Origin of the sequence: Streptomyces sp. NPDC048254, from assembly GCF_043201895.1 — a bacterium.
GTDB lineage: Bacteria > Actinomycetota > Actinomycetes > Streptomycetales > Streptomycetaceae > Streptomyces.
In genome coordinates this window covers 1-24,408 of sequence record NZ_JBICZJ010000030.1, presented here as the reverse complement: position 1 = coordinate 24,408, position 24,408 = coordinate 1, and the positions used below count along the sequence as shown (strand labels likewise).

Below are 24,408 nucleotides of genomic sequence, written 5' to 3'. Positions count from 1 at the left end.
GGGCGGAAGACGGCACCGCCGCAGCGGCGTTCGAGGCCGGGAGCGCGGCCGGTTCGAGGGACACCATCGACGCGGCGTCCTTGCGGCGGCGCGGTCAACGGCGGGACGCAAGCCAGGGCGGGAGCGGGAAGCCGTGCCGGGAATCGATCCGCCGCACGGCTCGGACGACGTCGTCGCGGCGCGCGCCTTCCACGGGCTGGCTTCGTTGAGGTCCAGCGGTTCCGGCTCAGCTTCTGTGGTGCTGGCCGGCGGTCAGCGCGTCGGCGAGCCGCGCGGCCGGGTCGCCGTCGAATCGATGCTGCGACTGCCCGGTCGGCCAGGTGGAGATGCCGTCGTCGGGCCATCGCGGAACGACGTGGAAGTGCAGATGGGGTACCGACTGTTCCGAGCCTGGTCCACTCGCGTTGAGGACATTCACCCCCGTCGCGTTCAAACCCGAGCGCATGGCCCTTGCCAGACGCTGGACCAGGTCGACCGTCTCGGCCAGTACCTCGGTGGGCGTGTCGAAGACGTCGGCGTAGTGAGCCGTCGGCACCACCAGGGTGTGCCCTGGAGCGAGAGGGCCGAGCGGGGTGAACGCGCAGGCGGACGGGCCACGGGTCACCCATTGCGCACTGTCGTCGCGGATGAGCCGGCAGAAGGGGCACGACATGCGGACGACCCTGCCACAAGCCGACGGCTCGCGATTGACGGGCACCCGGCGCCACAGAAGCTGAGCCAGAGCCCGAGTTCTGACTGCACCGGGCTCCGCGGGGGGGGTCCGCCAGGCCCGCGAGGCGCTGTCACCGGCTGGGGCTAGGGTCCCTCGTGTGAGTGACTACTACGACCTGTTCCTGGCGGTGGACCTGCCGCCGGACCTGCCCGAGCCGGTCCTTCTGGAACTGAGGTGGCTCCTCGGGAAGGGGGACGTGCCGACAGAGTTGAAGTCGACCGACTGGGAGTCATGGGGCGGTCCCTGGCAGGCCTTCGCCGGTGGCTCGGCGAGCCACTCGTTCGACGGGGCCGATGTCTCCCTGCTGGTCCGTGCCGTGGACAGGCCGAATACGGACGGCAGCGAACCGTGGGCCCTGACCGTCCGGACCTGCGTCCACGAGGACGACTTCGGGGTGACGATGGACGTCGTCGGGTGGCTTCTTCGACACGCGACCACGCAAGGGTGGGTCGGGTTCGTCCGCGACTCCGGCCTGGGCCAGGTCCAACACCTCCTGCGCCGCGAGGACGGCTTCGATCTTGTCGATGTCCGCCCGGCCGTCATCCAGAGGAGCGTTCCCTGGTCATCGGGGTAGCCCGTCTCCAAGCGGCTCGGCTGGTGGCGAGGCGGTAGGAGTCGGTGCCGGTACCTGGGCCGGTTTCCGTCCCCGGGACGGGATATCCAATCTGCGTCAGATCCTTTCTGACGAACCGGGAGCTCTGCGAAATGGGTCAGTCTCCGCAGGTGTGGGGTGGGACACCTGGGTCAAGGGAGGTAAAGGTAGATGTCAACCCCTTCGAATAATGGCGTGAGTTCGAAGAATGGCGCGAGTTCCGTCGTCATGTTCAAATCCGATCGGACCTTCAGAGTCTGGCGTTATGGGGTCGGACATTCTCAACTGCTCCTTCGGGCCGTTCCCGACAGCGTGGATACCGCATGCCTGGACCTGCGTTTCGAAGGTGTGAGTGCCATGCAGTTGGTCCAGCACTACAAGTCGATCGAGCTCCGCTCCGCGAGCATGGCCGAGGCCGAGGAGATTCTCGGTTTCTCCGGAATCAGCCCGTCCGGCGGAGAGATCCATCTGCCTGTCGTCCTTCGATCCAGGAGCGGATCAGGTTTTGTGCTGTGCCGAAGCGTTACTGCTGAGCGCGGCGGAGAAGACCCCGTCGGATCCGACCTCGAATGCGAGCAGCGCAGCGTCATCTGGAGTAGTCGCCCACAGTCGTAGGCGGACGGCGAGACAGCCACGACGAGTAGCGCCCCGTCGGAGCAGCCGTGACGATGACGGGCAGGCTCAGCGCAGCACGACGTCGAACACCATGTGGAAGAACGCGTCGATGGGGGCGGAGGACTTGTCGGCGCGGGCCGCGATCAGGGCACCTTCCCAGGCGCTGAGGACGAAGAGCGAGGTCGCCGACACGTCGAGCGAGGCGCTGACTTCGCCCGATTCCTGGGCGTCGGCAAGCACGCGCTCGATGTGCGAGGCCCACTGCTGGAAGCCGCGCTGGACCGCCGAGCGGATCTCCTCGTAGTGGTCGGCCACCTCGGCGCCGAAATTGCCGACCAGGCATCCGCGGACGAAGCCGCTGTCCACCGTGTCCGAGCCCATGAACTCGAAGTGCGTCCGGAGCCGTTCCAGCGGAGGACGCCCGGCCGTGTCGAGCATGTCGAAGCGCAGACCGGCGGCATAGCGGTTGAGCGCCTCCAGGGCGCAGTCCTCCTTGCTGGCGAAGTGGTTATAGAAAGAACCCTTCGGGGCGCCGGCGGCCGAGGTGATGTCGCTGATGCCGGTGGCGTTGAAGCCCCGGGTACGGAACTGCTCCAGTGCCGCCTGCGCGATCTCCTCGCGCTTCGATGCGCGTGCCATTCTGATCACCTCGCCCTCAATATGTCCGGTCGTCTTGGCCGCTGTCAAGCCCGGATTGCGGGCCCGCGCACCTTTGCCCGTCCGGGCTTGACGCCATCTAAGACGACTGGTCATATTAGAAGTGTCATCGCCACAGAGCCCCGCCGGTCCGTGCCGGCCGGGCGGTACCGAGGAGCCTCAATGTCCACTGCCTACCGAGCCTTCGAGGCCACCGGAGTCCACAACCTCCGGCTGGTCGAGCGCGAGCTGGTCGACCCGGCGCCAGGACACGTCCGGCTCCGGGTGGAGACCTGCGGCGTCTGCCACACCGACGTCCTTGCCGTGGAGGGCCTGCGTGCCGACCCGTCGAGTCCGATCGTGCCCGGCCACGAGATCGTCGGCGTGATCGACGCCGTGGGGACGGGCGTCACCGCCTGGCACCCCGGCGACCGTGTCGGGGTCGGCTTCCTGAACGGACACTGCGGGGAGTGCGAGCCGTGCCGCCGGGGCGACTTCGTCAACTGCCTCGACCAGGCGCAGACCGGCACGAACATCGACGGCGGCTACGCCGAGGTGACCTACGCGCGTGCCAGCGGACTGGTCCGCATCCCCGACGGCATGTCCGCGGCCGAGGCCGCCCCGCTGCTGTGCGCCGGACTGACCACCTTCTCCGCGCTCCAGCAGGACTCCGTCCGGGCGGGCAGTCTGGTGGCCGTGCAGGGCATCGGCGGGCTGGGGCACCTCGCCCTTCAGTACGCGCGCAGCCTCGGATACCGGGTCGCCGCCGTCGCTCGTGGCAAGGACAAGGAGCCGCTCGCCCGTGAGCTGGGCGCTCATGAGTACATCGACAGCTCGGAGACCGACCCCGGCGCGGCGCTGGCCGACCTGGGCGGCGCCTCGCTCGTCGTCGCCACGGCGTCGAGCGGTGCGTCCATGAACCCGCTGCTGCGCGGTCTGGCCCCCGGTGGGAAGCTCGTCGTCGTGGGTGCCGCGCCCGACCCGCTGTCGGTGGCCACCGCCGACCTGATCTTCGGCACCCGGAGCATCGTCGGCAGCCTGACCGGCTCGTCGATCGAGAACGAGGACAACCTCGGCTTCAGCCTGGCCCACGGCATCCACCCCTCCATCGAGACGATGCCCTTCGAGCGGGCCATGGACGGCTACGAGCGGATGCTCTCCGGCAAGGCGCGGTTCCGCGTCGTCCTCGACGTCACCGCCTGAGCGTCCTCGACGTCACCGCCGGACCCGGCTCACCCACGTCACCTTCGACCTCCCTCGGTGTGTCCGGTCAGCCACGCCTGACTACAGGTCCAGCAGCGCCTGCTCGACGGCCTCCGTCAGAGCCGGGTGGATGTATAGGACGTCGTGCCCGATCCGGTCCACCGTCAGTCCCAGGGACATGGCCTGGATCAGGGGCTGGATGAGCGTCGCGGCCTGCGGCCCGATGATGTGCGCGCCCAGGAGCATACGATCGGCAGGACTCGCGAGGAGTTTGACGAAACTGGTGGTGTCCTCCAGGGCCCATCCGTAGGCGGTCTGGGCGTAGTCGCGAACGCTCACCAGGCAGTCGATGCCGCGCCGCCGCGCCTCCTGTTCCGTGAGACCGACACTGGCGATCTGCGGGCTGGTGAACACCGCGTGCGGTGCCACCTTGTTCGGCAGCGTCCGCACGTCCTGCGGATGGAGGATGTTGTGCCGCACCAGCCGCGACTCGGCGTTCGCCACGTGCTTGAGCTGGAAGTGGTTCACCACGTCGCCGAGTGCCCACACCCCGGGCACGGACGTGCGGTAGGCGTCGTCGGTGACGATGTGACCGTGTTCGTCCAGCTCAAGGCCGCCGTCGACGGCCCGCAGCCGGTCGGTGTTGGGTCGGCGCCCGACACACACCAGCAGCATGTCGGCCTCGACGGCGTGCTCACCGGCCGGACACGCCACCAGCGCCGCCACACCGTCCCCCTTCGGTGCGATCGAGGTGGCCTTGGCGCCGAGCAGTACACGGTGCCGCTGTGAGGCGAGCTCGGTGAAGCGCTGCGACACCTGCTCGTCCTCCGCCATGAGCAGGCGTGGCCCGCGCTGCACGATCGTGACGTCGACGCCGAACGAAGTGAACACGTGGCCGAACTCGGCCGCGATGAAGCCGCCGCCGAGCACCAGCATGGACGCGGGCAGGGCGTCGATCCGCATGATCGTGTCCGAGGTGTGGAAGGCGACGGTGTCGAGGCCGGGGATGTCCGGCACCACCGGCCGCGACCCGACCGCGACGACGAACGTCTCGGCGGTGATCTGCTCCGTCCCGACCTCCAGCACCTTCGGGGCGACGAATCGGGCCGCCTCGGTGAACACGTCGACGCCCTGTCCTCTGCGGTATTCCACCGCACTCTCGTGCAGTGGATCGATGCGGTCGAACACGCGGTCCCGGACGGACTTCCAGTCGACGTGCGAGACGCTCGCGTGGACACCGAGGCGCTGTGCCGCCCGCGCGCCCTCGGCGGCGTCCGCGGCGACGACGAACATCTTGCTCGGTATGCACCCCCGGTTCAGACAAGTGCCGCCGAAACGGTCCGGTTCGACGATGGCGGTCCGCAGACGATCGAATTCCTCGGACAGCAGCATGTTGCCGCTGCCCGCCCCCAGGATGACGAGATCGTAGTGCCGCATGTCTTCCACCTTCCGTGGGCGGGACACCGGCCTTGAGGTGTGTGGCTGTGAGAGTGCGGTCCTACTGATCACAATTCTGTCCGCATGCGCCGCTTTCCACCACTGCCGGACGTGAGGGCGGCTCCCGTCCCGCCGGTACGCCGATGTGACCGGATGGCGCTCATACATCGCCGAGCGCCGCAAGGCCCGTGAGCGGGTGGAACACGTCGGATCCGGTATCCCGCTTCAATGACAGGCACCTACTAGGTACCATCACGGGTATGCCATCCCTGAACGTGTCCTTCACAGAAGAGGAACTCGAAGGTGTGCGGGCCGCGGCCGCCGCCGAGGGCAAGAGCCTCAAGCAGTACCTGCACGACCTCGGAATCCGCGAGATGCAGCGCAAGCAGTTCGTCGCCGGCGCCACCGAATGGGCCGAACGACTGCGCGGCGAGTTCGACGAGGCCTTCCCCGACGAAGTACCGCCCGCCGAACGCGACGGGGCCGCTGCCGCCTGATGCCGCCCCTCTACATCGACGTCTCCTGGCTGCTGGACGTCCAGGAGAACGCGCTCGGCCACGACGACCTGACCGTGGCGGACTACTCCGCGCTGGTCGCCGCCGTCGCCCGCCACAAGACGCGGATGCCCACCCTCGCGACAGCCGACCCGGACACGGCCTGGCGCGCCGCGGCCCTGCTGCACACCATCGTGCGCCTGGAGCCGCTTCCGCACCGCAACAGCCTGTATGCCGCGTTCATCGCCGCCCAGTACATGGCGCAGGCCGGCGAAGGCATCGATCCTCCTTACGGCGCCCTGTCCGACCTGGTCCGCAAGGTCCGAGACACCCGAATCAGCGTCCAGGACGTTGCCGACCAGCTCCGAAGCTGGAAGCTGTAGCCACCCGCTCTGGTGCGGAATCATCCCGCGGTCACGGCGGTGAATACCCCCCGGGGCGCCTCAGTCCGCAGACCCGCCGGTGACCGGGATGCCCAGCCGGTGGGCCACGGTGGTCAGGGCCGACCCCAGGGGGAGCGCGACCCGGGTGAGGGCGTGCGGGTCGCCCCGGGTCGGGTCCTGGTTGACGATCAACACCGGCTTTCCCGCCTGGTGCGCCTGGCGAACGAACCGGAGCCCGGACATCACCGTCAGTGAGGAGCCCAGGACCAGCAGTGCGGATGCTTCACGGACCAGCCGTCGGCAGTGCTCGACGCGCTGTGGCGGAACCGCCTCGCCGAAGAACACCACGTCCGGTTTGAGCAGGCCGCCGCAGTCGGCGCAGGGCACGATGCGGAAATCCCCGACCTGTGCGTCGGTGAGGTCGGCGTCACCATCCGGGTTGATCCCGGCGGCCACCGGGTCGAAGCCCGGGTTCTCGGCCTCCAACCGCCGGGCGAGTTCGCGGCGCGGGCTGAAGGCGCCGCAAGAGAGGCAGACGACCCGGTCGAGGCTGCCGTGGAGTTCCACGACGCCCTCGCTGCCGGCGGCCTGGTGCAGGCCGTCGACGTTCTGGGTGATCACACCCGAGACATGGGCGTGCCGTGCGAAAGCGGCCACGGCCAGGTGCCCGGCGTTGGGGAGGGCGCGGCCGAAGGTGCGCCAGCCGAGGTGGCTGCGCGCCCAGTAGCGGCGCCGCGCGTGGGCGCTGCCGGTGAAGTCCTGGTAGGTCATCGGGGTGTGCCGGCTCAGGCTCCCGCCCTTGCCCCGGTAGTCCGGAATGCCTGATTCCGTGGAGATGCCCGCGCCGCTGAGCACCAGCACACCGCCGGTGCTCAGCGCGTCGACGACCGGTTCAAGGTCGGTGGTGCCCGGCGGCAGATCCGCGGCAGGGGTCCAGCTCAGCGTGGGGCGCATGCGCATGCCGCCAGGGTACGGAATCGGCGGCGGCTCAGGACCGGCGCAGGTGGTGCCGAAGAAGCGGATCGCAGTCCCCGGTGACGACCCGGATCACTGGATCGACCAGATCGCGCCCACCTCGCTGACGATGCTCGTCGCCACCGGCGACACGGTCGCCCCCACCGACCTGGCTCTGCGGGCCTACGAACGCGCCCTCGAACCGAAGGAACTGGTCCTCATACCCACGGGCCCCTTCGATCCATGCCTCGACGGCTTCGAGACGAGAGCCGCTGACAGCCCGATGCGGTCGGCGTCGACGCTCGGGAGCGTCTGGAGGTGTGAGACGACCCGTCGCCAGCCCTCGATCTGCCGGAGGGGGCGATGTCGTGACGGGGCTCGCCGCCACTACGTTCCGGGCAGCGGTTGTGGTGTGTGGCGCAGTTGTGCGGGTGGGAGCGACCGGTGCGGTCGGGCTGTGTGTCTGCGTCTGGAACGACTGGCCGCCATTGCTGCAAGCCGCCGCCGAGAGCAGGGCAACGCCCGCGAATGTGGACGCCAGGAGCCTGTCCATGATCGCCCCGATATCCCAGGCAATGCCCTCGGCCTAGCGCCGTCGCCGGTGGCCCCGTCCGCTGTGCCTCGGCCCGTGCCTTCCTGCGTCGGTGGTCCTTCGGTGCAGCGAGCGTTCGCGCAGGGCCCACTCTGGTTCGGCCAGCGTGTCGGGTCCCGCAGTGCACCGATTGCTGTCCGGTGTCTTGACACGTGGGGGAGGGATGCTCCTTGCGGCGCGGCGCCAATGAGCAGGCACTCCAGCGCATCCGTAGCAAAGGACCCTGCCAGACAGAAGATCAGGGAAGATCAGGGTTGGCGTGGTGTGTGGAGACTGTCTCGGAGCGCTGCGTCAGCAGTATCTGCTGGTGAGCCAGAAGCAGGTGCCGGCTGCCAGACCGAACGCCATGTGGGCGCTCAGGTCTTCAGCCAATGTCTTCGGGCTGTATTTCCAGATCGGCTTGTAGAGCCCGGCCTGGGGGAGGACCAGATATGCACTGGCCCACACAGTCGCGCCGAAGGGAATGCCGAGCAACGGGTTCGGGCGCCGGGCAGATCCGGCAGCAATGCCGTACAGCGCTCCCCAGGCGGACCCGTAGGACCAGTGCATCGCGGTGCTCGTGAGCCAAGCCCACCGGTCAGGGATCTCGCGCTGTGTGAACCCCTCCAGTAGCCGTTTTGCCACCTTGCCCGGATCCGGCGCCTCTTCCCAGCCTTCGACCGGCGCGAACTCCCACTCCTTGGGACTCTCGGTGCCTCCTGCGTGTCGATATCGCAGGTAGCGCGCGGCATCCATGCAGACCGTCCCCGCGACGCCGGCGGCGACGCCGTTGACGACGGCGGCCAGCGGCGTGAGGGGTCGTCGTCGTGGACGTCCTGTCCTCGTGATCCCCATCACTTCAACCACCTCGGGCAACTGCCGACGCCTAGGGCCGTGCTGTCGCCCCTTGGGTTCCAGGAAGTACAGAATCCCACTGGTCACCTTCGCCCGCACCCCAGGATTGCATCACCGCGGCGCCCGGGCCGACCGGTGGCGGACACGGTCGTATGCTCTTCGACGCGGGACTTCCTCGTCTTCCGCATCGGTGAGACCTACGCCGGCCGGCTGTTCCCGGCACCCCTGCACGCCGATTCGGGTGTCCCGCGAGTCACCTCGCACGGTGCCGTAGCCGGTCGACGCTTGCCGGTAGCCTCTTGACCAGCTTGTCCATCCAGAACGTGCCAACCGCCGAAGTGGTTGTTGCCGTGTTCCGGCTGATCAGCAGGTGCGGATTGGTGCTGTTCGGTCGGCGGCGGCTCCGGTAGGCCACCTAGTCGGTGATCGCCTCGGCGGTGTACTCGTCCAAAGGACGGTCCAGATCTTCCACTTGACGTGTGCGACTCCGTGTCGCGCCTTGAGGCGGTTGATCCCGCACATGTCGACGTCAGAAGTCGTCCAGGCTCGCTGGGCCTGCGACGCACATCCCGGTCTCGTCTACCACGTAGATGACGTCTCGGGTGCCTACTGCCCCCTCTGCTTTGCCGGGCTCGGGGTCGATGACTGGGCAGACCGACTCCACTCCCCGGACGACCACCTTGTATGTCACGGGCCATGCGTGTTCTTCGGTCCACCCAAGGTAGGCACCGCCGCCCCCGCCCGGCGTTCGGTCAGGATCTCCGTCGACCACAGCACCGCGTTCTTCGCATGGCGGACAACCGAGCACCCGAGCATCCCAGGCCGACTTATTGACCAACCGCACCGGCAGTCCTTCATCACCGGAACCTCCGCACCCCGTAACGAAGATGGCAGCGATGCCCAGCGCGGCCGGCAGAGCGATCCGTGGTCGTTTCACGCTCGGACTCCCCCTTGATCACGGATCGGGTTTGGATCATCGCAGGTCACAGGCCTATGAGCAACGGTCCGAGACTGCCTACCGGTTCTGCGGACGCCGGGTAGGGGAACACTGACCGCGGCCTCTGGACGTAGATGGCCGGCAGCGCCGCAAGCAGCCTGGCCGCCGGCCGCCGCATCGAACACTCGCGGCTTCCTCAGCCCGGCCCCGAAGCCATGCGGTCGAGCTCCCAAGCAACACCGGAACGCCGACGAGGCCAAGCGCGTTCTGCGGCAGGAAAACGGTGGTGCGCGAAGGGGGCCGCAAGTGGCACGTCGAAGCCGCGCCGGCAGAATGCGACGAGACAGGCGCAGGCCCACTTCACTCGTCCGCTGTGACCGAGCAGTCCTCGGCCGGGATACCGAGGAGTGCACAGGCGGCGGCGTCCTCCTCCGCCTCAGCACCCGCCTCGTCCTTGGACCGGGGTTTCTGCAGAAACGTCGCCGCCGCACGGGTCGCGCCACCGAAACAGGTCGGATTCTGCTCGACGATCAAGCTGAGGATCTGCACTTGCGCCGACTCCGCGTACGCGTTGATGGAGTTGAGGTAGTCCTCATCCTTGGCTTCGCGCTCTTTTTGCTTCCGGAGCTGACCGGCTTGTTTCACGAAGTCGTCGCGGGTCTGTCGGCACGCGGCTGACTGCTCGGACGCGCTGTCATGCTCCGTCGCTCCGACGGCGTACCCGCCTACGGTGAGCGTGAATACTCCTGCACTGACCAGCGCGATCATGGAACGCTTCATGGCTGGGGATCGTATATGTGCAGGTGACGGCGCCGACCGCCCATGGGGGTGGTCGTAGCCAGTCGATGCGGTGACGTGACCGCGCTGTGTTCTGCTGAAGTGCCGGCCCTACGTCCCACGCCGGTGGCCCCACTCACCGGACTTGCCCCGCAGGCGAGCGCGGAAAGAGCCGACCGCCGTCAGCGCCGCCGGCTGCCTCCTGCTCTTGACCGGCCGGAGCGCTCCTGGGTGAAGAGCTCCCCGTGTCCGCATGTCAGAGATGGCCTGGCTGTCTCGTCTCAGGCTGTGAAGACAGGTTCTGAGAAGAGTCCGCCTCGACAACAGGGAGCAGATGATGAGTGAGGAGAGCACGCACCGGGAGGTCGCGCTGATCACCGGGGCGAACAAGGGGATCGGCCGTGGCGTTGCTGAGCAACTCGCCGCGCTGGGCATGGTGGTCGTGATCGGGGCCAGAGACCCGCTGCGCGGCGAGGAGGCCGCTGCGGCGGTGCGCGCGGCCGGCGGCAATGCGCGCGCGGTCACCTTGGACGTCACTGACCGGGCCACCGTCCAGGAGGCCGCGAAGCAGCTTGAGGAGCGCTTGGGTCATCTCGACGTACTGATCAACAACGCCGGAATCACCGGCTCCGGACAGGTGTCGCCCGAAGACGCCCACGATCAGGTCCCCAGCTCCGTCGACCTGCACATGGTTCGGGCAGTGTTCGAGACCAACGTCTTCGGGGTGATCCAAGTGACCAATGCCATGCTGCCGCTGTTACGGCGGTCACCAGCGCCGCGCGTCGTCAACGTCAGCAGTCACGCCGCGTCGCTGACTCTCACCAGCGATCCGGACGGCCCCTTCACGGCACTGCTGCCGTCCGCCGCGTATGCGCCGTCCAAGACCGCGCTGACAGCCTTGACCGTGCAGTACGCCAATGAGCTACGGAGGGACGGCATCCTGGTCAACGCGGTCGCCCCCGGCTTCGTCGACACGGACAGCAACAACCACACCGGGTTCCTCACGGTCGCGCAGGGTGCCACAGCCGTGGTGCGGCTGGCCATGCTCGGCACGGACGGACCGGCCGGAGGGTTCTTCAGCGAGGAGGGTCCGGTGCCCTGGTGATGGTGGCCCCGGCCAGCTGCGCTGTATCGGTCCGGGGGCCCCTTGTTCGGCCCTGTTCCGGCGAAAGAACGCAGCTGCAGAGAGTGCGGGCTCCACCGTCGAACGTGCGAGTGGAGCCGGAACAAGTCCGTACACCAGGGCCGGTCAAGGCGCATACGAACAAGGAGGATCCGGCATGACGAAGACAGAGGAGTTCCAGGAGCTGCGGCCCCTGTTGTTCTCGGTCGCCTACCGGATCCTGGGCAGTGTGAGCGAGGCGGAGGACGCGGTCCAGGAGACATGGCTGCGCTGCGTGACCGCGAGCGACTGCCGGCCACAGTCGACGCCGACGACTGGGCGAAGCCGAGGCCCTACCCTCCGGCGCGGCGGATCAGACGCCTCCGCCGCCGGATCCGCCGCGTCAAGGACTCTGTCGGCGAGTTCTCTGAGGAAGAACGCGCAACGCGCCGAGATCGACCAGGTCACCGCTCTGGACCGACGCGTCCGCGATCACGTAGCAGTCGCTGAACTTCGTACCGCTGACGTCGTCCAGTCGCGCCGGGTGTGCCTGCGCCGGCTCACCGAGAACCGCGCACTCGACTGTGTGCCGGTGAACCCGCGCGTGCGCGACCCTCGTGGAGATGCGACGGTCAGGGCACGATGTAGTCGGCGGCGCGGAACAGTTCGTACCATTCTGCACGGGTCAGTGGTACGTCCGATCCGAGGGCGGCGTCCGCGACGCGCTGCGGTGTGGTCGTGCCGATGACCACCTGCATCCGGGCGGGGTGGCGGGTGATCCAGGCCGTCGCGATGGCAAGGGCCGGCACACCGTACTTCGCCGCCAGGCGATCGATGACGGCGTTGAGCTCGGTGTAGCGCTCCGAGCCGAGGAACGGCCCGTCGAAGAAGCCGGCCTGGAACGGTGACCAGGCCTGCACGGTGATGTCGTGCAGTCGGCAGTAGTCCAGGAGTCCGTCGTCACGGCTGACCGACTGGTCCAGGCCCTGCATGTTGGCCGCGACGCCTTGCGCGACGAGCGGGGCATGCGTGATCGACAGCTGGAGCTGGTTCGCCACCAGCGGCTGACTGACGTAGCGGCTCAGCAGATCGATCTGCCGGGGGGTGTGGTTCGAGACGCCGAAGGCCCGTACCTTGCCCGCCGTGGCGAGGTCGTCGAAGGCACGCGCGACTTCTTCGGGTTCGACCAGGGCGTCGGGACGGTGCAGCAGGAGGATGTCGAGGTAGTCGGTGCCGAGAGCCTCGAGCGAACCGTCCACTGACTCCACGATGTGTTCGTAGGAGAAGTCGAAGTAAGGGCCTTCGCGGACGATGCCCGCCTTCGACTGGATGATCAGCTTTTCACGCTGCGAGGAGCTCAGCTGCATCGCCTCGGCGAAACGCCGCTCGCAGCCGTGCAGCTCGCTGCCGTACACGTCGGCGTGATCGAGGAACGTGATGCCGGCGTCCACGGCGGTGGCGAGGAGTTCGCGCACCTCGGCGTCGCTCTTGTCCTGGATGCGCATCAGGCCGAGCACGATGTTCGGGACGACCATGTCGGTGCCGGGCAGTTTGAACGTCTTCACGATCGGGTCCTTGTCCATAAGTGGGTATTCGGTGCCGAGACCGGGCGCCTCAGGCCGCCGACAGGCGGGAAATGTGCTCGGGAGTGAGCTCGACATCGGTGGCGGCCGCTGAGTCGCGGATGCTTTCGGAGCGAGAGGACCCGGGAATCGGGACCACCACGGGCGCGAGGGCAAGCTCCCAGGCCAGGGTCACGCGGTGGACGCTGACGCCTACCTCGTCCGCGACCTCGCGGAAAGCGGCGTGGTGCGCCGACAGCTCGGGCGCGTTCGCTATGCCGCCCAGTGGACTCCAGGGCAGGAACGCGATCCCCAGTTCGGCGCAGTGTTCCAGCTCGCGCAGACTGGAGCGGAACCTGGGGGAGAACTGGTTCTGGACCGAGTCCAGGCGACCGCCCAGGATCCCGTTCGCCTCGTCGATCTGCTCCACGGTCGCGTTCGAGATGCCCGCCATGACGATCACGCCCTCGTCGAGCAGGTCACGGATCGCACCGATCGAATCGGCGTACGGGACGTGCGGGTCGGGGCGGTGGAACTGGTAGAGGCCGATCGCCTCGACGCCCAGGCGCTTGGCCGACTCCTTGGCGGCCCGCTTGAGATAGGCCGGATCGCCGTTCACGATCCAGCTGCCGTCGCCGGGCCGCAGGTGACCGCCCTTCGTCGCGACGAGCACGTCGTCCGCTCCCCGGCCATACGTGCGCAGAGCCTGGGCGATGAGCTCCTCGTTGTGTCCGACCTCGCCGGCGTCGCGGTGATACGCGTCCGCCGTGTCGATGAGCGTGACACCGGCGTCGAGCGCGGCGTGGATCGTCGCGATCGACCTGCGGGCGTCGGGGCGGCCCTCGATGGACATCGGCATGCCGCCGAGCCCGATCGCCGAAACGGTCTGTCCGCCGATCGTGCGTTGCTTCATCGGACGTCTCCTCCGGATGTGGAAGACAGGTGGTGGAGGTCTTCTCGTGCGGAAGGCCTGCCTGGCCGAGCCTAGGAATCGATGATTCAGAGGTCCAACAGTTGTTGGTCATGACATTGAGAAATGAAATCGATGAATATATCTGCGGCAGAGCGATACGTGCTCGCGCTTCTGGCGATTCGGCATCTTGACCCGCTCGGTATGCCCTTCGACCACGCCTGCTCGCACCAGCCCAGATACTCCGCCATCCCCCGCGCGTACGCGTCCAAGGTTCGCGGCGCACGACCGAGGTCCTCTCACGCTTGCAACCAGGTCGCCGCGTACTCATGCCGTGCCAGTACCGGCCACCTGGCCAGGAGTGCCGATGTGCTGTTCCAGCCGTTCCCCTGGTCCGGCGGCAAGTCATCGAGCATTTTTGTGTGACTGGGTGCCGTAGTTGGTTCTGGCCGCGCATCTGTGATGGCTAGGGTCGATGCTTCATCTGCCCCTGCCCCTGCCTCGTCGAGCGGGCAGTTCACGGAGCCACGGCCAGAACCGGCCTCGTGCGCGGTAGCCGAGGAGGGATCCGTCACCGCGGGTCGCGGAGCCGAAGAAGGTATGCGGCAGTCAGCGCAACAGCACGGTCCTCGTCATGCGACAGTTCCACGAGGGCACGTGCTGCCGTCGTCCCCGGAATGTCCGCCAGTGCCTGGGTCAGCCGCCCGCGTGCAGGTGCCTTGGTGGTGTCGTCGGCAAGGCGGCCGACGAGCCCGGTCGCGATCTGATCCGCCATAGCGGTGTCGCTCGCCAGCACGCTCAGTGCATCGGCTGCGTCGGTGTCGTTCCTTCCCTGCACGATCATGTCGATGAGCGCCGGAACCGCATCGGCCACACCACGTGTACCGAGCGCCAAAGCCGCATGCGCGCGGACCACGGCGTCGGGGTTCGCAAGTGCATCCCTCAGCTGCGCGGTAGCTTCATCGCCAGGCATTTCGACGAGGGCCTGAACGGCACGTTCCCGCACCGCGGCCACGGGTGAGCTTAGGCCCTCCGCCAGCAGCGCCCGGGCGCCGGCGTCCGATCGCGCAAGCGCCCATCGCAGAGCCCCTGCGACGTTCGGCTCCGTCTCGCTGAGTGCCGCCTCGACCAGGGCCTCCACCGGCACCTCGTCGCCCGAGGAGAGGACCGCGCGCTGACGCGCATCGGCGCTCTTGGACCCCAGTGCTTGGAGGATCGCGACGATCTGGAGCACGTCCTCCCAGCCGACGGGGTCCGCGGCATGGATCCGGCGGAGCTGCGTGAGCAGTTCGGTCTCGGCCGCGATGCGATCGCGCGTCTGACGGATGAGGTCGCCGACGAGCGCCGAGGGCGTGAAACCGGGATCGTCGAGCGCGCGCCCGATCTCACGCAGCGACAGGCCCAGCGACCGCAGGCTCTCGATGTGGAAGATCCGCCGAATGTCCTCCGCGGAGTACTCCCGATAACCGGATCCCGTACGACCCGAAGGTCGCACCAAGCCGAGGGATTCGTAGTGCCGGAGCATGCGGGCACTGACCCCGGACCGTCTCGACACCTCACCGATCAGCACAGTTCTCATCGTCCGTCTTGGGGGCCCCGGTGAGGGCCACGACGCGCTTGGCCTCCTCGATCGCCAACTCGAATCCGGTGTCCGGGTCGCGCAGCAGCCTCTGTGTTGCGAGCGCGTGCGCACGCACATGCGGGTCAGAGACCGTCGACGCAGCATGCAGAGCCGGCACGATCACTTCACCCAGCGCGACCAGCGCCTGGCTCAGACTCAGCTGGGTCTCCTGCTCGCCGCGCCCGAGTTGCGTTGCCAGCACCGTGGCCAAGGCGGACTCCTCGCCTCCCGGCACGAGCACGACCGCTGCCCGCCAGGCGCTCCTCGCCACCTCGTCGTCGGCGTCGGACAACAGTGCCCGTGTGATCGCCGGCCATGCCTGCCGGTCCCCGATCTTGGACAGCGTGTGCAGCGCCTGGCTGCGTGCCTGCGCACGCTCCGAGCGGACTTCGCGGAGCAGCTCGGGGAGCGTCAGGGACATCGGGTGGCGGGTGAGCGCCCAGGTCAGCATGTCTCGGACGAAGAACTCGGGCTCGATCGCGCATCGCTCGATGAGCTTGTCGACGAAGCACGGGTCAGGCGCCGTCCCGACCGCCAGAGCTGCCCGCAGTCGCACAGACGAACGCCTGTCCTCCAGCCCCTGGAGCGCTCGTATCGCATCCGTGTCCCGTCTCGTCATGGTCATCCGGACCACGTCCTTGGGAAGCAGTGAAGACGTTGTCACTGTGTCAAGGTCAAACGGCGTCAGCCGCCCGATGACGAGTCACTCTGCTCGACACGCACCCCGGACTCTCCCTGTCGTCGCCGGAGTACCTCGAAGGACTGGAACGGTTTCACCAAGCCCGCAAGGACCTTCAGGCCGCCATGCGTGCACGTCACAAATGCCGCCCGCGGGCAAGCCCATGCCGTCTGCCTGGCCAACGGCATGACTCGGTGTGGTCGTTCCCGCGCTTCCATGACGACTACGGCAGGGGGCCAACGATTTCATCGTCGACACCAGTGCAGGCTCCGTCACTGATATCGCCGCACCCGTGGTCAGCGTGGTCAGCTGGCAGTGAGCAATCGTCAAGGTTGTGGATGAGCTGAAGGAAAATCGGGTTGCCATCGCCGCGTAGCGGGCCGAACCATTGCGCCTTGTGATGACTGCTGATGAGAAGCCGCCGTTCGATGCCGCCAGGCCGGTCGCGTTGGTGACCGGCGTCGGCCGCTCCATCGGAATCGGTGCGGGGATCGCCCGCCGACTGGCCGAGGCAGGCTGGAACGTCGCCTTCACGTACTGGACGCCGTACGACGCGCGCATGGCCTGGGGCATCGAGACCGACGCCGCGGACACCATCGCCAAGGACCTGGAGGAACGGGGCGCCGACACGGTGGCGGTCGAGGCGGACCTCGCCGATCCTGAGGCCCCCGGGCGAGTCCTTGACCAGGCTCAGGGCCGGCTCGGCAACATCACCGCGTTGGTGATGTGCCACTGTGAGTCGGTGGACTCCGGCCTGCTCGACACCACCCTGGAGAGCTTCGACCGCCACTTCGCCGTCAATGCGCGTGCCACCTGGCTGCTGATCCGTGAGTTCGGCCGTCGCTTCAACGGGACTCCAGGAACCGGACGCGTGATCGCCCTCACCAGCGACCACACCGTCGGCAACCTGCCCTACGGGGCGAGCAAGGGCGCACTCGACCGCATCACCCTGGCCGCCGCGCACGAACTCGCTCACCTCGGGATGACCGCCAACGTGATCAACCCTGGCCCGGTCGACACCGGCTGGATGTCCGACGACATCCGCGACCACGTACTGCGCCAGACCCCGCTGGGACGTCTGGGCAGCCCGCAGGACACCGCTCACCTTGTCGACTTCCTGTGCTCACCACAGGGCCAGTGGATCAACGGCCAGCTGCTGAAGAGCAACGGCGGTCTCGCCGGCTGACCGGCCGGCCCGACGTCGCGGCCTCCGACCGCTCAACGAGGACACCGTTCTCGAACCGGGCCGCCGCCCGGACGAGCGGCACCAGGTGAGCACCGGTGTGATCGCACGCCATCGGGCCCGGGCGGACTCAAGGAGCTTGAACACCATCGCCAAGGCGGCGGGCGGACTGCCGGCCCCGCGGGAGGCTTTCGTTGCGGACCTTGTGGAGAGGTCGACTCGATGGGGTCGGCGGTCCGCAGGTGGACCCAGTGCTCGGCCGGGAAGTCGTAGCACGCCTGCAGCCCGCCTGCGTCATCGGTGATCTTCGCGACGGCCTTTGAAAGGCTCATTGCCAAGCCGCACCACGGTCGGCGTCACCGACCCGGCCCCGGACGCGGCAGTGGAAATCGACATCGCCGACATCCCCGACGTCCCGGATCCTCCCCGGGCTGCTGTCGGTCAGCGTGGGTCCGGAAAGGTGCCGAGCCGACTGATCGTGCCGGTGATCTCTTCCGTCAATGGCCAGTGGCGGGCGCATCGCAGGCGCCGTTGGCGTGCGGTCGCGATGAGTTGGGCAGCGGCGGAGAACAGCCGCAGCCTCCCACGGCAGCCGCGACCGGCAAGTCGAGGTCCGTGGCTTCCGGGGCGAGACAGCGTGACAGCGGTGGTGCCGGCCGGGCCGGCACCAGTCGCGGTCACGTCATCACCCCACCACTCGCTCCCGACTGTTGGATCCAGGACCGGCCTTCGGAGACGGGTCGTGGTCTCGGATATAAACGGTGACTCGCGCCCCGTTGACATGGGTTGTTCCGTACTTGCGGAAGTGGCGCCGCAGGGTGCTTGTTTTCGCTTCCTCCTGCGGGTCGGTCGGCGAGTGCGCACCCGCCGGGTCGCGGACCGCGACGATCCGGTCGAATTCCAGCATGCGTGCCGCAATGTCCTGGGCGGGAACCTCGACACCGGCAAGTGTGTTGGACGAAACGGGGTCTTGAGCCAGGGCCAGATCCGTCAGGAAACGGGTGTCCTCGGGGTTGGCCGCGGTCCAGGCCCGGTACCGGGCGGAGAGATAGAGCAGCCCGTCGCCGGGACGGCCTTCCTTGCGTACGGTGGCGCCGATGGCGGTGACGTCATTGCTCCGGCTCTCGGGAGTCCTCAGCGACATGCTCGGCTGGACGAGGGCGGCCAGTACGGCAACCGCCGCGATCCACGCGATGCGGGAAGACCGCGGCCGCCGAAGGAAGTAATCCGTCCAAGCGCCCAGCAGCAACGCGATTCCGATACTGCTGTAGAGCACATACCGGTCGACGAAGAGGGGCTTGACCAGTGAGGCGGTCAGCAGCAGAAGGCCCGGAAGCACAACAATCGGCACCGCCAGCACGGAAAGCCGCACGGGCCCCCGCACCCCCAGGGGCACCAGGGCACACGCCACGCCCACGACCGCCATGGCCAGGACACCAGGAAGCCGCACAGGTCCGCCGATCCAGGACACCTGCCCCGACTGCCCCGCACTACAGATCGCCAGCGGCAACAGCCCGGCCACAACGCCCGCGGCAGCCACACCCCACGCCCTCAGCACCGGTCGTGGAACACGAGAGACGACCAGTGTGACACCGTGTGCAACCAGGGCGAGGACCGCGAACTCATGCAGCAGACAGGCCAGCAGCATGGTGGAGCCATAGACCGCCCACCGCCATCGGGCGCGACGCGGGACGCTGACCACGAGCGCATAGGTGGCCCAGGTGACGAGGGCACAGACCATGGCATACGAGCGGCCTTCCTGAGCGTACTTCTGTACCTGGGGAAGGAGCGCGAACACCAGCCCGGCCAGCAGCCCGGCACGGGGTCCCGCCAGACGTAGCCCCAGCAGCCCGACTCCGCTCGCCGCCGCGGACATTGCGAGGACGGACGGCAGCCGCAACGTCAGCAGCCCTCCGCCGAAGAGACCGAAGAGCTCGTGCATCACGGCGTAATGGAGAGCATGGACCAGATCGACATGCTGGGCGGTGAGCCATATCTGCGAAAGATCGCGGTGCGCGAGCTGACAGGTGACGGCCTCGTCCCCCCACATACTGTTCTTCCTGCGGATACCCCAGAGCCCCAGAGCGATGGTCAGCGCCAAGGGCGCGATGACGACAACGGCTTTGGCCGTGCCCGGCGATAGTCGACGGGCGGGTAAGTGAGGGGAAACCGTCCTGGCCACGGCGGGGCCTCGTACATCAATGGACATCGGCGACAGGGCCTTTCAGCAGCGGCGAAGCAACTCCGCCAGCGTGCCCGGACCTCGTTGACCGGAGGCTGACCCAACCTGACCGGCCGATCAGGAAGGCGGGCGGGCGCTGTGCGAAGCTGCACCGCATGCGCATCCTGGTGGTCGAAGACGAGGTGGACCTTGCCCACACCCTGCACACCGGTCTGACCGCCGAGGGCTACAGCGTCGACCTCGCCCATGACGGCCGACAGGGGCTGTGGATGGCCCGGACCGGCGAATACGCCCTTCTCGTACTGGACTTGATGCTGCCCGGACTCAACGGCTACAAGGTCTGCGCCCAGTTGCGCCGGGAGGGCAACGCGACCCCCATCCTGGTACTCACCGCCAAGGGCGGGGAGTGGGACCAGGCGGAGGCCCTGGACACGGGGGCCGACGACTACCTGGCCAAACCCTTCTCCTACGTGGTGCTCGTCGCACGGCTGCGGGCCCTGGTCAGACGAGCGGCCACCGTCGCCCCGCCCGTCCTCGCCGTGGGCGACCTCTCGTTGGATGTCGCCGGCCGGGTCTGCCGCCGGGCCGGGACCCGGGTGGAACTCACCCCTCGGGAGTTCGCCGTCCTTGAGCTGCTGGCCCGCCGGGCGGGCCAGGCGGTCTCCAAAGCGGATCTCCTCTATCACGCGTGGCCCGACGAGGCCCTGGATCCCAACCTGGTGGAGGCGCGCGTGAGCGCACTGCGCAAGAAGGTGGACTCCGCGTTCGGCCGACGGTCCCTGGAGACCGTACGGGGTACCGGCTACCGGCTGGTGGACGACCGTGACCGCGACTGAGCCGCGACGCCGCTGGTGGCCGCGTTCGGTACGAGCCCGTACGGCCCTGGCCGCCGCCTCGGCCGCCGCCGTCATCCTGGTCGGCATCGGCTGGTGGCTGCACCACGACGTCTACCGCCAGGGCACACGGATCGCCGAAGGACAAGCCGAACAACAGGTCTGGGCACTCGTCGATCAGCTGAACGGGGGTGTGCTTCCCGCTCACAAAAGCATCGTGCTGCCGTACGAGGTCGTCGCGAGCGGCCGGCGCACCGCTGTCGCCTACGGCGGAGGCATGGAAGCCCTCGATCCCGGCACCCACCATGTGCTGCCCGCCCCATCGGAGGCCAGGGAGTCCGGAGTCCTGACGATCCTTCCCCTCCGCATACCGGAGCGCGGCTCCCACTCCAGGGACAGATTCGGCCTGGCCGGCGGGACCTTCACGGTCATGTTCGCCGATGTCGGCGTCGATGAACTCAGCAGGGACAAAGTCGCCGCTCTGGGCGTCGCCGCGGACGCCTACCTGCGGGTCTATGTGGTGGTGCTCCCGAAAACGGCCGAGGAGATCGCCAGGACCACCGACCTCCTGCTGCTGCGGGCCGGGCTCGTCAGCCTCGTACTGATCGCCGCCGCCGTCTACTTCACCGTCCGCAGGTCGCTGCGGCCGGTCGAAGCCATCCGCGTCCTCACCGCCTCGGTCACCGCGAACGACCCCCGCGAACGCGTCACGGTCCCTGCCACGGGACACGAGATCGCCGCCCTGGCCACCACCATCAACAGCACCCTCCAACGCCTCGACGACGCCGCCGCCCAGCAAAGCCGCTTCGTCGCGGACGCCGCCCACGAACTGCGCAGCCCCCTCACCACACTGCTCGCCAGCCTGGAAGTCGCGCTCGCCTACCCGGACCGCACCGACTGGCCCGCCGCGGCCACCACCGCCGCACGACAGACCCGCCGCCTCCAGTCCCTCGCCGAAGACCTGCTGCTCCTCGCCCGCCTCGACACCCGCACCCCCACAACCGGCCCCGAAACCGTCGACCTTGCAGCTCTCGCCTCCCGGCTGATCGAGCAATACCCCCTCACCGAACGGCCGTTGACCCTCACCTGCGACAGCACCGCCCCCGCACACGCAGACGGAAACCCCGACGAATACGAACGGCTGCTGCGCAACCTCATCGACAACGCCGCCCGCCACGCCGCACACCGCATCCAGATCACCATCCGAAACCAGGACGACTGGATCGTCCTCACAGTGCACGACGATGGACCGGGCGTGCCCACCGAGGACGCCGAGCGCGTCTTCGAACGCTTCGTCCGGCTCGACGACGCCCGTTCCCGCGACCAAGGCGGCACCGGCCTGGGCCTCGCCATCGCCCGCGACCTGGCCCACCGCCACCGAGGCACCCTCACCCTCACTCCCCGAACCCTCGGAGCATGCTTCCAACTGCGCCTTCCCCGAGCCCCCACCCCAGCCGAGAAATGACCCGCTTCACCGTGGCAGCCCTTCGGAATCGGAAGACCAGATCACCACGCCCACCGCCACTGCCGTAGAAGCGATCACCCACTTCACCCGCCACCTGGCTGAGCCCGGCTGCTGTGAACTTCCACCGCCCGACCCGCGCGCGGCTCGGAGATCACCGCCTGCCGCCACGACGACCTGGTCGGCCGACTCCGTGCGGCCGTGTCTGGCGCTCCTGGAGTGTCCCCTTGGCGGCAAGTGCCTTGGCCAGCACGTTGGCCCGGTAGGGGTTCGTGGCGCTCAGGGCCGACGCCACCGCCACCGCCTCGTCCAACAGCGCCAGCCGTTGCTCGGGCAGTTCCCGCACCAGCGACGAGGCGCTGGCCTCCACCAGAACGTACGCCAGCTTCGACCCGTACACTTCCGGCTCGACCTGCGTCAGCAGGCGGTAGATCCGCAACCCCTCGGTGCCGCGGACCACCCGCCGGTTGGCACTGAGCAACTGGACCCTCGCCCGCATGACCACGGACGTCGGAGAGTGGATGACGGCAAGTCTGCGGGCAGGCCACCACCTTGGACACCGCCACCGTCTTCGGCCTCTTCGAGGTGAGCAGCGCTCTGCACCTGTGGCATCACGGAGTGGAGAGCGCCGTCGCGAGCGCCTTCTACCGTGACGCGGCGATGCTCATGCTGGACGAGCCCACCTCAGCGATGGACCCCCGCGCCGAGTACCTGGTGATCGGCCGCTTCAAGGAACTCGCCGCCGGTAAAACCGCAATCTTCGTCACCCAGGGTCTGGAGAACACCCAGTCTCTGGGAGTTCGGCCTGTGGCGTTGACGACTTGCTCAGGTTGATACAGCTCAGCGTCGACGTACTGAGCGTATCCATCGCAACAGGTGTGGTGCTATCGCTGGATGGGTGGCTAGCTCTGAACGACTTCTCTGGCCCCGCCGGAACGACTTGGGTGCTAAAGGTGGTTGCACCGCGTGAATCCCGATGCATCACCATTGGTGCAGCTTCTCGGTCAAGGCGTTCGCTATTCGCCTTCCTCCCCAGCTAGGGAGGAAGAAGAGGTACTGGTGGTGCCGTTTCCACGATTAGCCGATCGTCTGTAAGGCGCGTTCCCTAGCACACCGCCATGATCGACGATCAGGAGTTCGACGTCTCCCTGCCTGCCGTGCACGAGCTCGTTAGGGAGTATGTGCGTGCGGCATGCTCCCGATGCGTGCAACGAAGTGCCCTCCATCCGCACGACAATGCCACCAGGCTGATGACTCTGCTTTGACCGGATGAACCCCTAGCTTATGCATGGGACACTCCGGCCATACGAGCCAAAATCGGTCAGCAATCTCGTCCTGCACTTCTTCCGCGACAGCAAGCAAAGAGTCGGCTGGATCATCCCCGGCTGCCGCAGGAACTCCATTTCCACTGCTGAGAAGTGACTGGTCAGGCAAAGCTACCCTTGCCCTGGCTCCGTATTCTTCTTCGTCGAACCTCAGATGCAGTCCGTCAAAGAACCGGACTCCGGATAGGTCCGCTTGGACCCCCTGAAGTGCCATCTTAAGGTTGTCGATCCGATGGGGCGCGAGTATGAAGCCGGGATCGAAATTAATGTCTTGCAGAAGCTTTACCGCCAATCCTGCTGACTGAGGTCCTGAAAGATCAGCGGGCCTCGTTTCGATCAGCTGACGGACCGCTGGAGTTGCGCGACCCCAGTCAAAGAGGAAGCATGCGAGTTCTAGAGCAAGACTTGCTACCGGCCGCCCCTCTTGAAGGGCAACATATATTTTGCCACCGAGGTCGTCCATCGTGCGCTGGAATTCCTCTGTATCCACGCTTGCTCCCTATCGGGACTTGAGGTGCCGTTAGAAATGCTCGGATGGTCGCCCATTTTTTGGGAAAACCGCTGGGCCGGCCAGGGATTTTGCACCCTGGCCAGCCCAGCCGTTCAGCCGATCAGTAGATCAGTAGATCAGTGGTAGCTTCCTCCTCCGGAGAAGTTTTGGCCAATACTGAAAACGTACTCTCTACCGCCATACCAGGCGTCACCCTCTGCCATGAAGAATATCGAGTCGCTGGGGTCGGACCAGCATGTACTTCCGTAGCAGCGGAAGTATCCGCGCTTGTCGGGGGCGTAGCCGTCATTTCCGTACCAGTTGGCATGGAATCCGTAGTCGCCCCACTCTGAGTGATTGTAGCTGCCTCCGCCGAGTTTGACTCCCCAGTCGTAGAGGTCCCATTTCCACCCGGCGGTGATTCGCGCGTTTCTCCACCAGCCCCGGAAGGAGAGGTTCCACTGGAGCGAGCACTTCATGTGCCGACTGGAGTCGCACATTCTCTTCAGTGTTACACAGTCGTATTTCGTGCATTGGCGAACTACGCGTTCCTTGATGCGCCGGCCGTCCAAGTCCAGGGAGTGTAAATCTAACGGCGGATCCGGAGATCATGGGAGAGACGTCAAGTGACTGACACCGCCGTGGAGTTGGGGACCGTGGAACCTGTCGAGAGTGTCCCGTCCGGGTAGCCTGCGCCTGTGTCTGACGAGCAACTGGTCGCGATGCTGGTGGAACGGGCCCGGTCGGAGGGACTGCAGCTGACCGGGCAGGGTGGGCTGCTGCAGCAGCTGACCAAAAGGGTCTTGGAATCTGCCCTGGAAGGCGAGATCACCGATCACCTCGGCTATGAACGCCACGATGCTGTCGGCCGGGGCAGCGGCAACTCCCGCAAC

General features: G+C 67.4%; 24 protein-coding genes and 1 pseudogene. 12 read left to right on the top strand and 13 right to left on the bottom strand.

All coding sequences use genetic code 11. The features are described from left to right. Positions 1–226 precede the first annotated feature (226 nt). Positions 227–652, bottom strand: coding sequence for an HIT family protein (locus tag ACGFZQ_RS48190; RefSeq protein WP_393845869.1), 426 nt, complete (start codon positions 650–652; stop codon positions 227–229). Between the two features lie 157 nt (positions 653–809). Between ACGFZQ_RS48190 and ACGFZQ_RS48185 the strand changes: the two genes are divergently transcribed. Together ACGFZQ_RS48185 and ACGFZQ_RS48180 are read left to right on the top strand one after the other, a co-directional pair. Then, on the top strand, positions 810–1,286 hold the full coding sequence (locus ACGFZQ_RS48185; protein WP_393845868.1) for a hypothetical protein: 477 nt from the start codon (positions 810–812) through the stop codon (positions 1,284–1,286). 213 nt (positions 1,287–1,499) lie between these two features. Beyond that, positions 1,500–1,919, top strand: coding sequence for a hypothetical protein (locus ACGFZQ_RS48180; protein ID WP_393845867.1), 420 nt, complete (start codon positions 1,500–1,502; stop codon positions 1,917–1,919). Between the two features lie 66 nt (positions 1,920–1,985). On the opposite strand, the gene ACGFZQ_RS48175 is transcribed toward ACGFZQ_RS48180, so the two are convergent. Beyond that, entirely contained in the window at positions 1,986–2,558 is a 573-nt protein-coding gene (locus tag ACGFZQ_RS48175) for a TetR family transcriptional regulator C-terminal domain-containing protein (protein WP_393845866.1), read from the bottom strand. Positions 2,559–2,738: 180 nt separating this feature from the next. Between ACGFZQ_RS48175 and ACGFZQ_RS48170 the strand changes: the two genes are divergently transcribed. Further along, positions 2,739–3,758 (top strand): alcohol dehydrogenase catalytic domain-containing protein, encoded by a 1,020-nt coding sequence (locus ACGFZQ_RS48170; RefSeq protein ID WP_393845865.1) that lies wholly within the window; start codon positions 2,739–2,741, stop codon positions 3,756–3,758. 81 nt (positions 3,759–3,839) lie between these two features. Here the strand turns inward: ACGFZQ_RS48170 and ACGFZQ_RS48165 are convergent, their stop codons facing one another. Continuing rightward, positions 3,840–5,195, bottom strand: a complete 1,356-nt coding sequence (locus tag ACGFZQ_RS48165; protein ID WP_393845864.1) for a mycothione reductase — start codon at positions 5,193–5,195, stop codon at positions 3,840–3,842. Between the two features lie 260 nt (positions 5,196–5,455). Here ACGFZQ_RS48165 and ACGFZQ_RS48160 point away from each other — a divergent pair, with 260 nt between their 5' ends. Both ACGFZQ_RS48160 and ACGFZQ_RS48155 read left to right on the top strand, forming a co-directional pair. Then, positions 5,456–5,692 (top strand): hypothetical protein, encoded by a 237-nt coding sequence (locus ACGFZQ_RS48160; protein WP_351743758.1) that lies wholly within the window; start codon positions 5,456–5,458, stop codon positions 5,690–5,692. Beyond that, the gene (locus ACGFZQ_RS48155) at positions 5,692–6,072 is read left to right on the top strand and encodes a toxin Doc (protein ID WP_351717028.1); all 381 of its coding nucleotides are present in this window, start codon (positions 5,692–5,694) and stop codon (positions 6,070–6,072) included. Before ACGFZQ_RS48160 ends, ACGFZQ_RS48155 begins: the two co-directional genes overlap by 1 nt. Before the next feature lie 60 nt (positions 6,073–6,132). On the opposite strand, the gene ACGFZQ_RS48150 is transcribed toward ACGFZQ_RS48155, so the two are convergent. The 3 genes from ACGFZQ_RS48150 to ACGFZQ_RS48140 all read right to left on the bottom strand — a co-directional run bounded on the left by ACGFZQ_RS48150 (position 6,133) and on the right by ACGFZQ_RS48140 (position 10,169). Beyond that, positions 6,133–7,032 (bottom strand): NAD-dependent protein deacetylase, encoded by a 900-nt coding sequence (locus ACGFZQ_RS48150; RefSeq protein ID WP_393845863.1) that lies wholly within the window; start codon positions 7,030–7,032, stop codon positions 6,133–6,135. 877 nt (positions 7,033–7,909) lie between these two features. Further along, complete coding sequence (locus tag ACGFZQ_RS48145; RefSeq protein ID WP_393845862.1) at positions 7,910–8,551, bottom strand: hypothetical protein; 642 nt, start codon at positions 8,549–8,551, stop codon at positions 7,910–7,912. Positions 8,552–9,749: 1,198 nt separating this feature from the next. Further along, complete coding sequence (locus ACGFZQ_RS48140; RefSeq protein ID WP_393845861.1) at positions 9,750–10,169, bottom strand: hypothetical protein; 420 nt, start codon at positions 10,167–10,169, stop codon at positions 9,750–9,752. 334 nt (positions 10,170–10,503) lie between these two features. Between ACGFZQ_RS48140 and ACGFZQ_RS48135 the strand changes: the two genes are divergently transcribed. Further along, positions 10,504–11,271, top strand: coding sequence for an SDR family NAD(P)-dependent oxidoreductase (locus ACGFZQ_RS48135; RefSeq protein ID WP_393845860.1), 768 nt, complete (start codon positions 10,504–10,506; stop codon positions 11,269–11,271). 175 nt (positions 11,272–11,446) lie between these two features. Beyond that, a pseudogene (locus tag ACGFZQ_RS48130) lies at positions 11,447–11,596 on the top strand (sigma factor); the annotation flags it as partial. Between the two features lie 304 nt (positions 11,597–11,900). On the opposite strand, the gene ACGFZQ_RS48125 reads toward ACGFZQ_RS48130, so the two are convergent. The 4 genes from ACGFZQ_RS48125 to ACGFZQ_RS48110 all read right to left on the bottom strand — a co-directional run bounded on the left by ACGFZQ_RS48125 (position 11,901) and on the right by ACGFZQ_RS48110 (position 15,986). Beyond that, positions 11,901–12,833 carry an aldo/keto reductase family oxidoreductase gene (locus ACGFZQ_RS48125; protein ID WP_393845859.1) on the bottom strand — a complete coding sequence of 311 codons (933 nt, stop codon included), beginning with the start codon at positions 12,831–12,833 and terminating at the stop codon, positions 11,901–11,903. A gap of 49 nt (positions 12,834–12,882) precedes the next feature. Beyond that, positions 12,883–13,743, bottom strand: a complete 861-nt coding sequence (locus tag ACGFZQ_RS48120; protein ID WP_393845858.1) for an aldo/keto reductase — start codon at positions 13,741–13,743, stop codon at positions 12,883–12,885. Positions 13,744–14,311: 568 nt separating this feature from the next. Continuing rightward, positions 14,312–15,310 carry a MerR family transcriptional regulator gene (locus tag ACGFZQ_RS48115; protein WP_393845857.1) on the bottom strand — a complete coding sequence of 333 codons (999 nt, stop codon included), beginning with the start codon at positions 15,308–15,310 and terminating at the stop codon, positions 14,312–14,314. Further along, positions 15,297–15,986, bottom strand: a complete 690-nt coding sequence (locus tag ACGFZQ_RS48110) for a HEAT repeat domain-containing protein (protein ID WP_393845856.1) — start codon at positions 15,984–15,986, stop codon at positions 15,297–15,299. Before ACGFZQ_RS48110 ends, ACGFZQ_RS48115 begins: the two co-directional genes overlap by 14 nt. A 454-nt stretch (positions 15,987–16,440) precedes the next feature. Here ACGFZQ_RS48110 and ACGFZQ_RS48105 point away from each other — a divergent pair, with 454 nt between their 5' ends. Then, complete coding sequence (locus ACGFZQ_RS48105) at positions 16,441–17,226, top strand: SDR family oxidoreductase (protein ID WP_393845855.1); 786 nt, start codon at positions 16,441–16,443, stop codon at positions 17,224–17,226. Between the two features lie 682 nt (positions 17,227–17,908). Here ACGFZQ_RS48105 and ACGFZQ_RS48100 read toward each other — a convergent pair. Then, positions 17,909–19,432, bottom strand: coding sequence for a hypothetical protein (locus ACGFZQ_RS48100; RefSeq protein ID WP_393845854.1), 1,524 nt, complete (start codon positions 19,430–19,432; stop codon positions 17,909–17,911). Positions 19,433–19,560: 128 nt separating this feature from the next. Here ACGFZQ_RS48100 and ACGFZQ_RS48095 point away from each other — a divergent pair, with 128 nt between their 5' ends. Then, entirely contained in the window at positions 19,561–20,241 is a 681-nt protein-coding gene (locus tag ACGFZQ_RS48095; RefSeq protein ID WP_393845853.1) for a response regulator transcription factor, read from the top strand. Beyond that, positions 20,228–21,703 carry a sensor histidine kinase gene (locus ACGFZQ_RS48090; protein WP_393845852.1) on the top strand — a complete coding sequence of 492 codons (1,476 nt, stop codon included), beginning with the start codon at positions 20,228–20,230 and terminating at the stop codon, positions 21,701–21,703. Before ACGFZQ_RS48095 ends, ACGFZQ_RS48090 begins: the two co-directional genes overlap by 14 nt. Positions 21,704–21,854: 151 nt before the next feature. Here ACGFZQ_RS48090 and ACGFZQ_RS48085 read toward each other — a convergent pair whose 3' ends face one another. Then, positions 21,855–22,199, bottom strand: coding sequence for a hypothetical protein (locus tag ACGFZQ_RS48085; protein WP_393845851.1), 345 nt, complete (start codon positions 22,197–22,199; stop codon positions 21,855–21,857). Between the two features lie 53 nt (positions 22,200–22,252). Between ACGFZQ_RS48085 and ACGFZQ_RS48080 the strand changes: the two genes are divergently transcribed. Beyond that, complete coding sequence (locus ACGFZQ_RS48080; protein WP_393845850.1) at positions 22,253–22,534, top strand: hypothetical protein; 282 nt, start codon at positions 22,253–22,255, stop codon at positions 22,532–22,534. A 1,118-nt stretch (positions 22,535–23,652) separates the two neighbouring features. On the opposite strand, the gene ACGFZQ_RS48075 is transcribed toward ACGFZQ_RS48080, so the two are convergent. Continuing rightward, positions 23,653–23,994 (bottom strand): hypothetical protein, encoded by a 342-nt coding sequence (locus ACGFZQ_RS48075; RefSeq protein WP_393845849.1) that lies wholly within the window; start codon positions 23,992–23,994, stop codon positions 23,653–23,655. A gap of 219 nt (positions 23,995–24,213) precedes the next feature. Between ACGFZQ_RS48075 and ACGFZQ_RS48070 the strand changes: the two genes are divergently transcribed. Further along, the coding region (locus ACGFZQ_RS48070) for a transposase (protein WP_393845848.1) at positions 24,214–24,408 on the top strand (195 nt) is incomplete at its 3' end.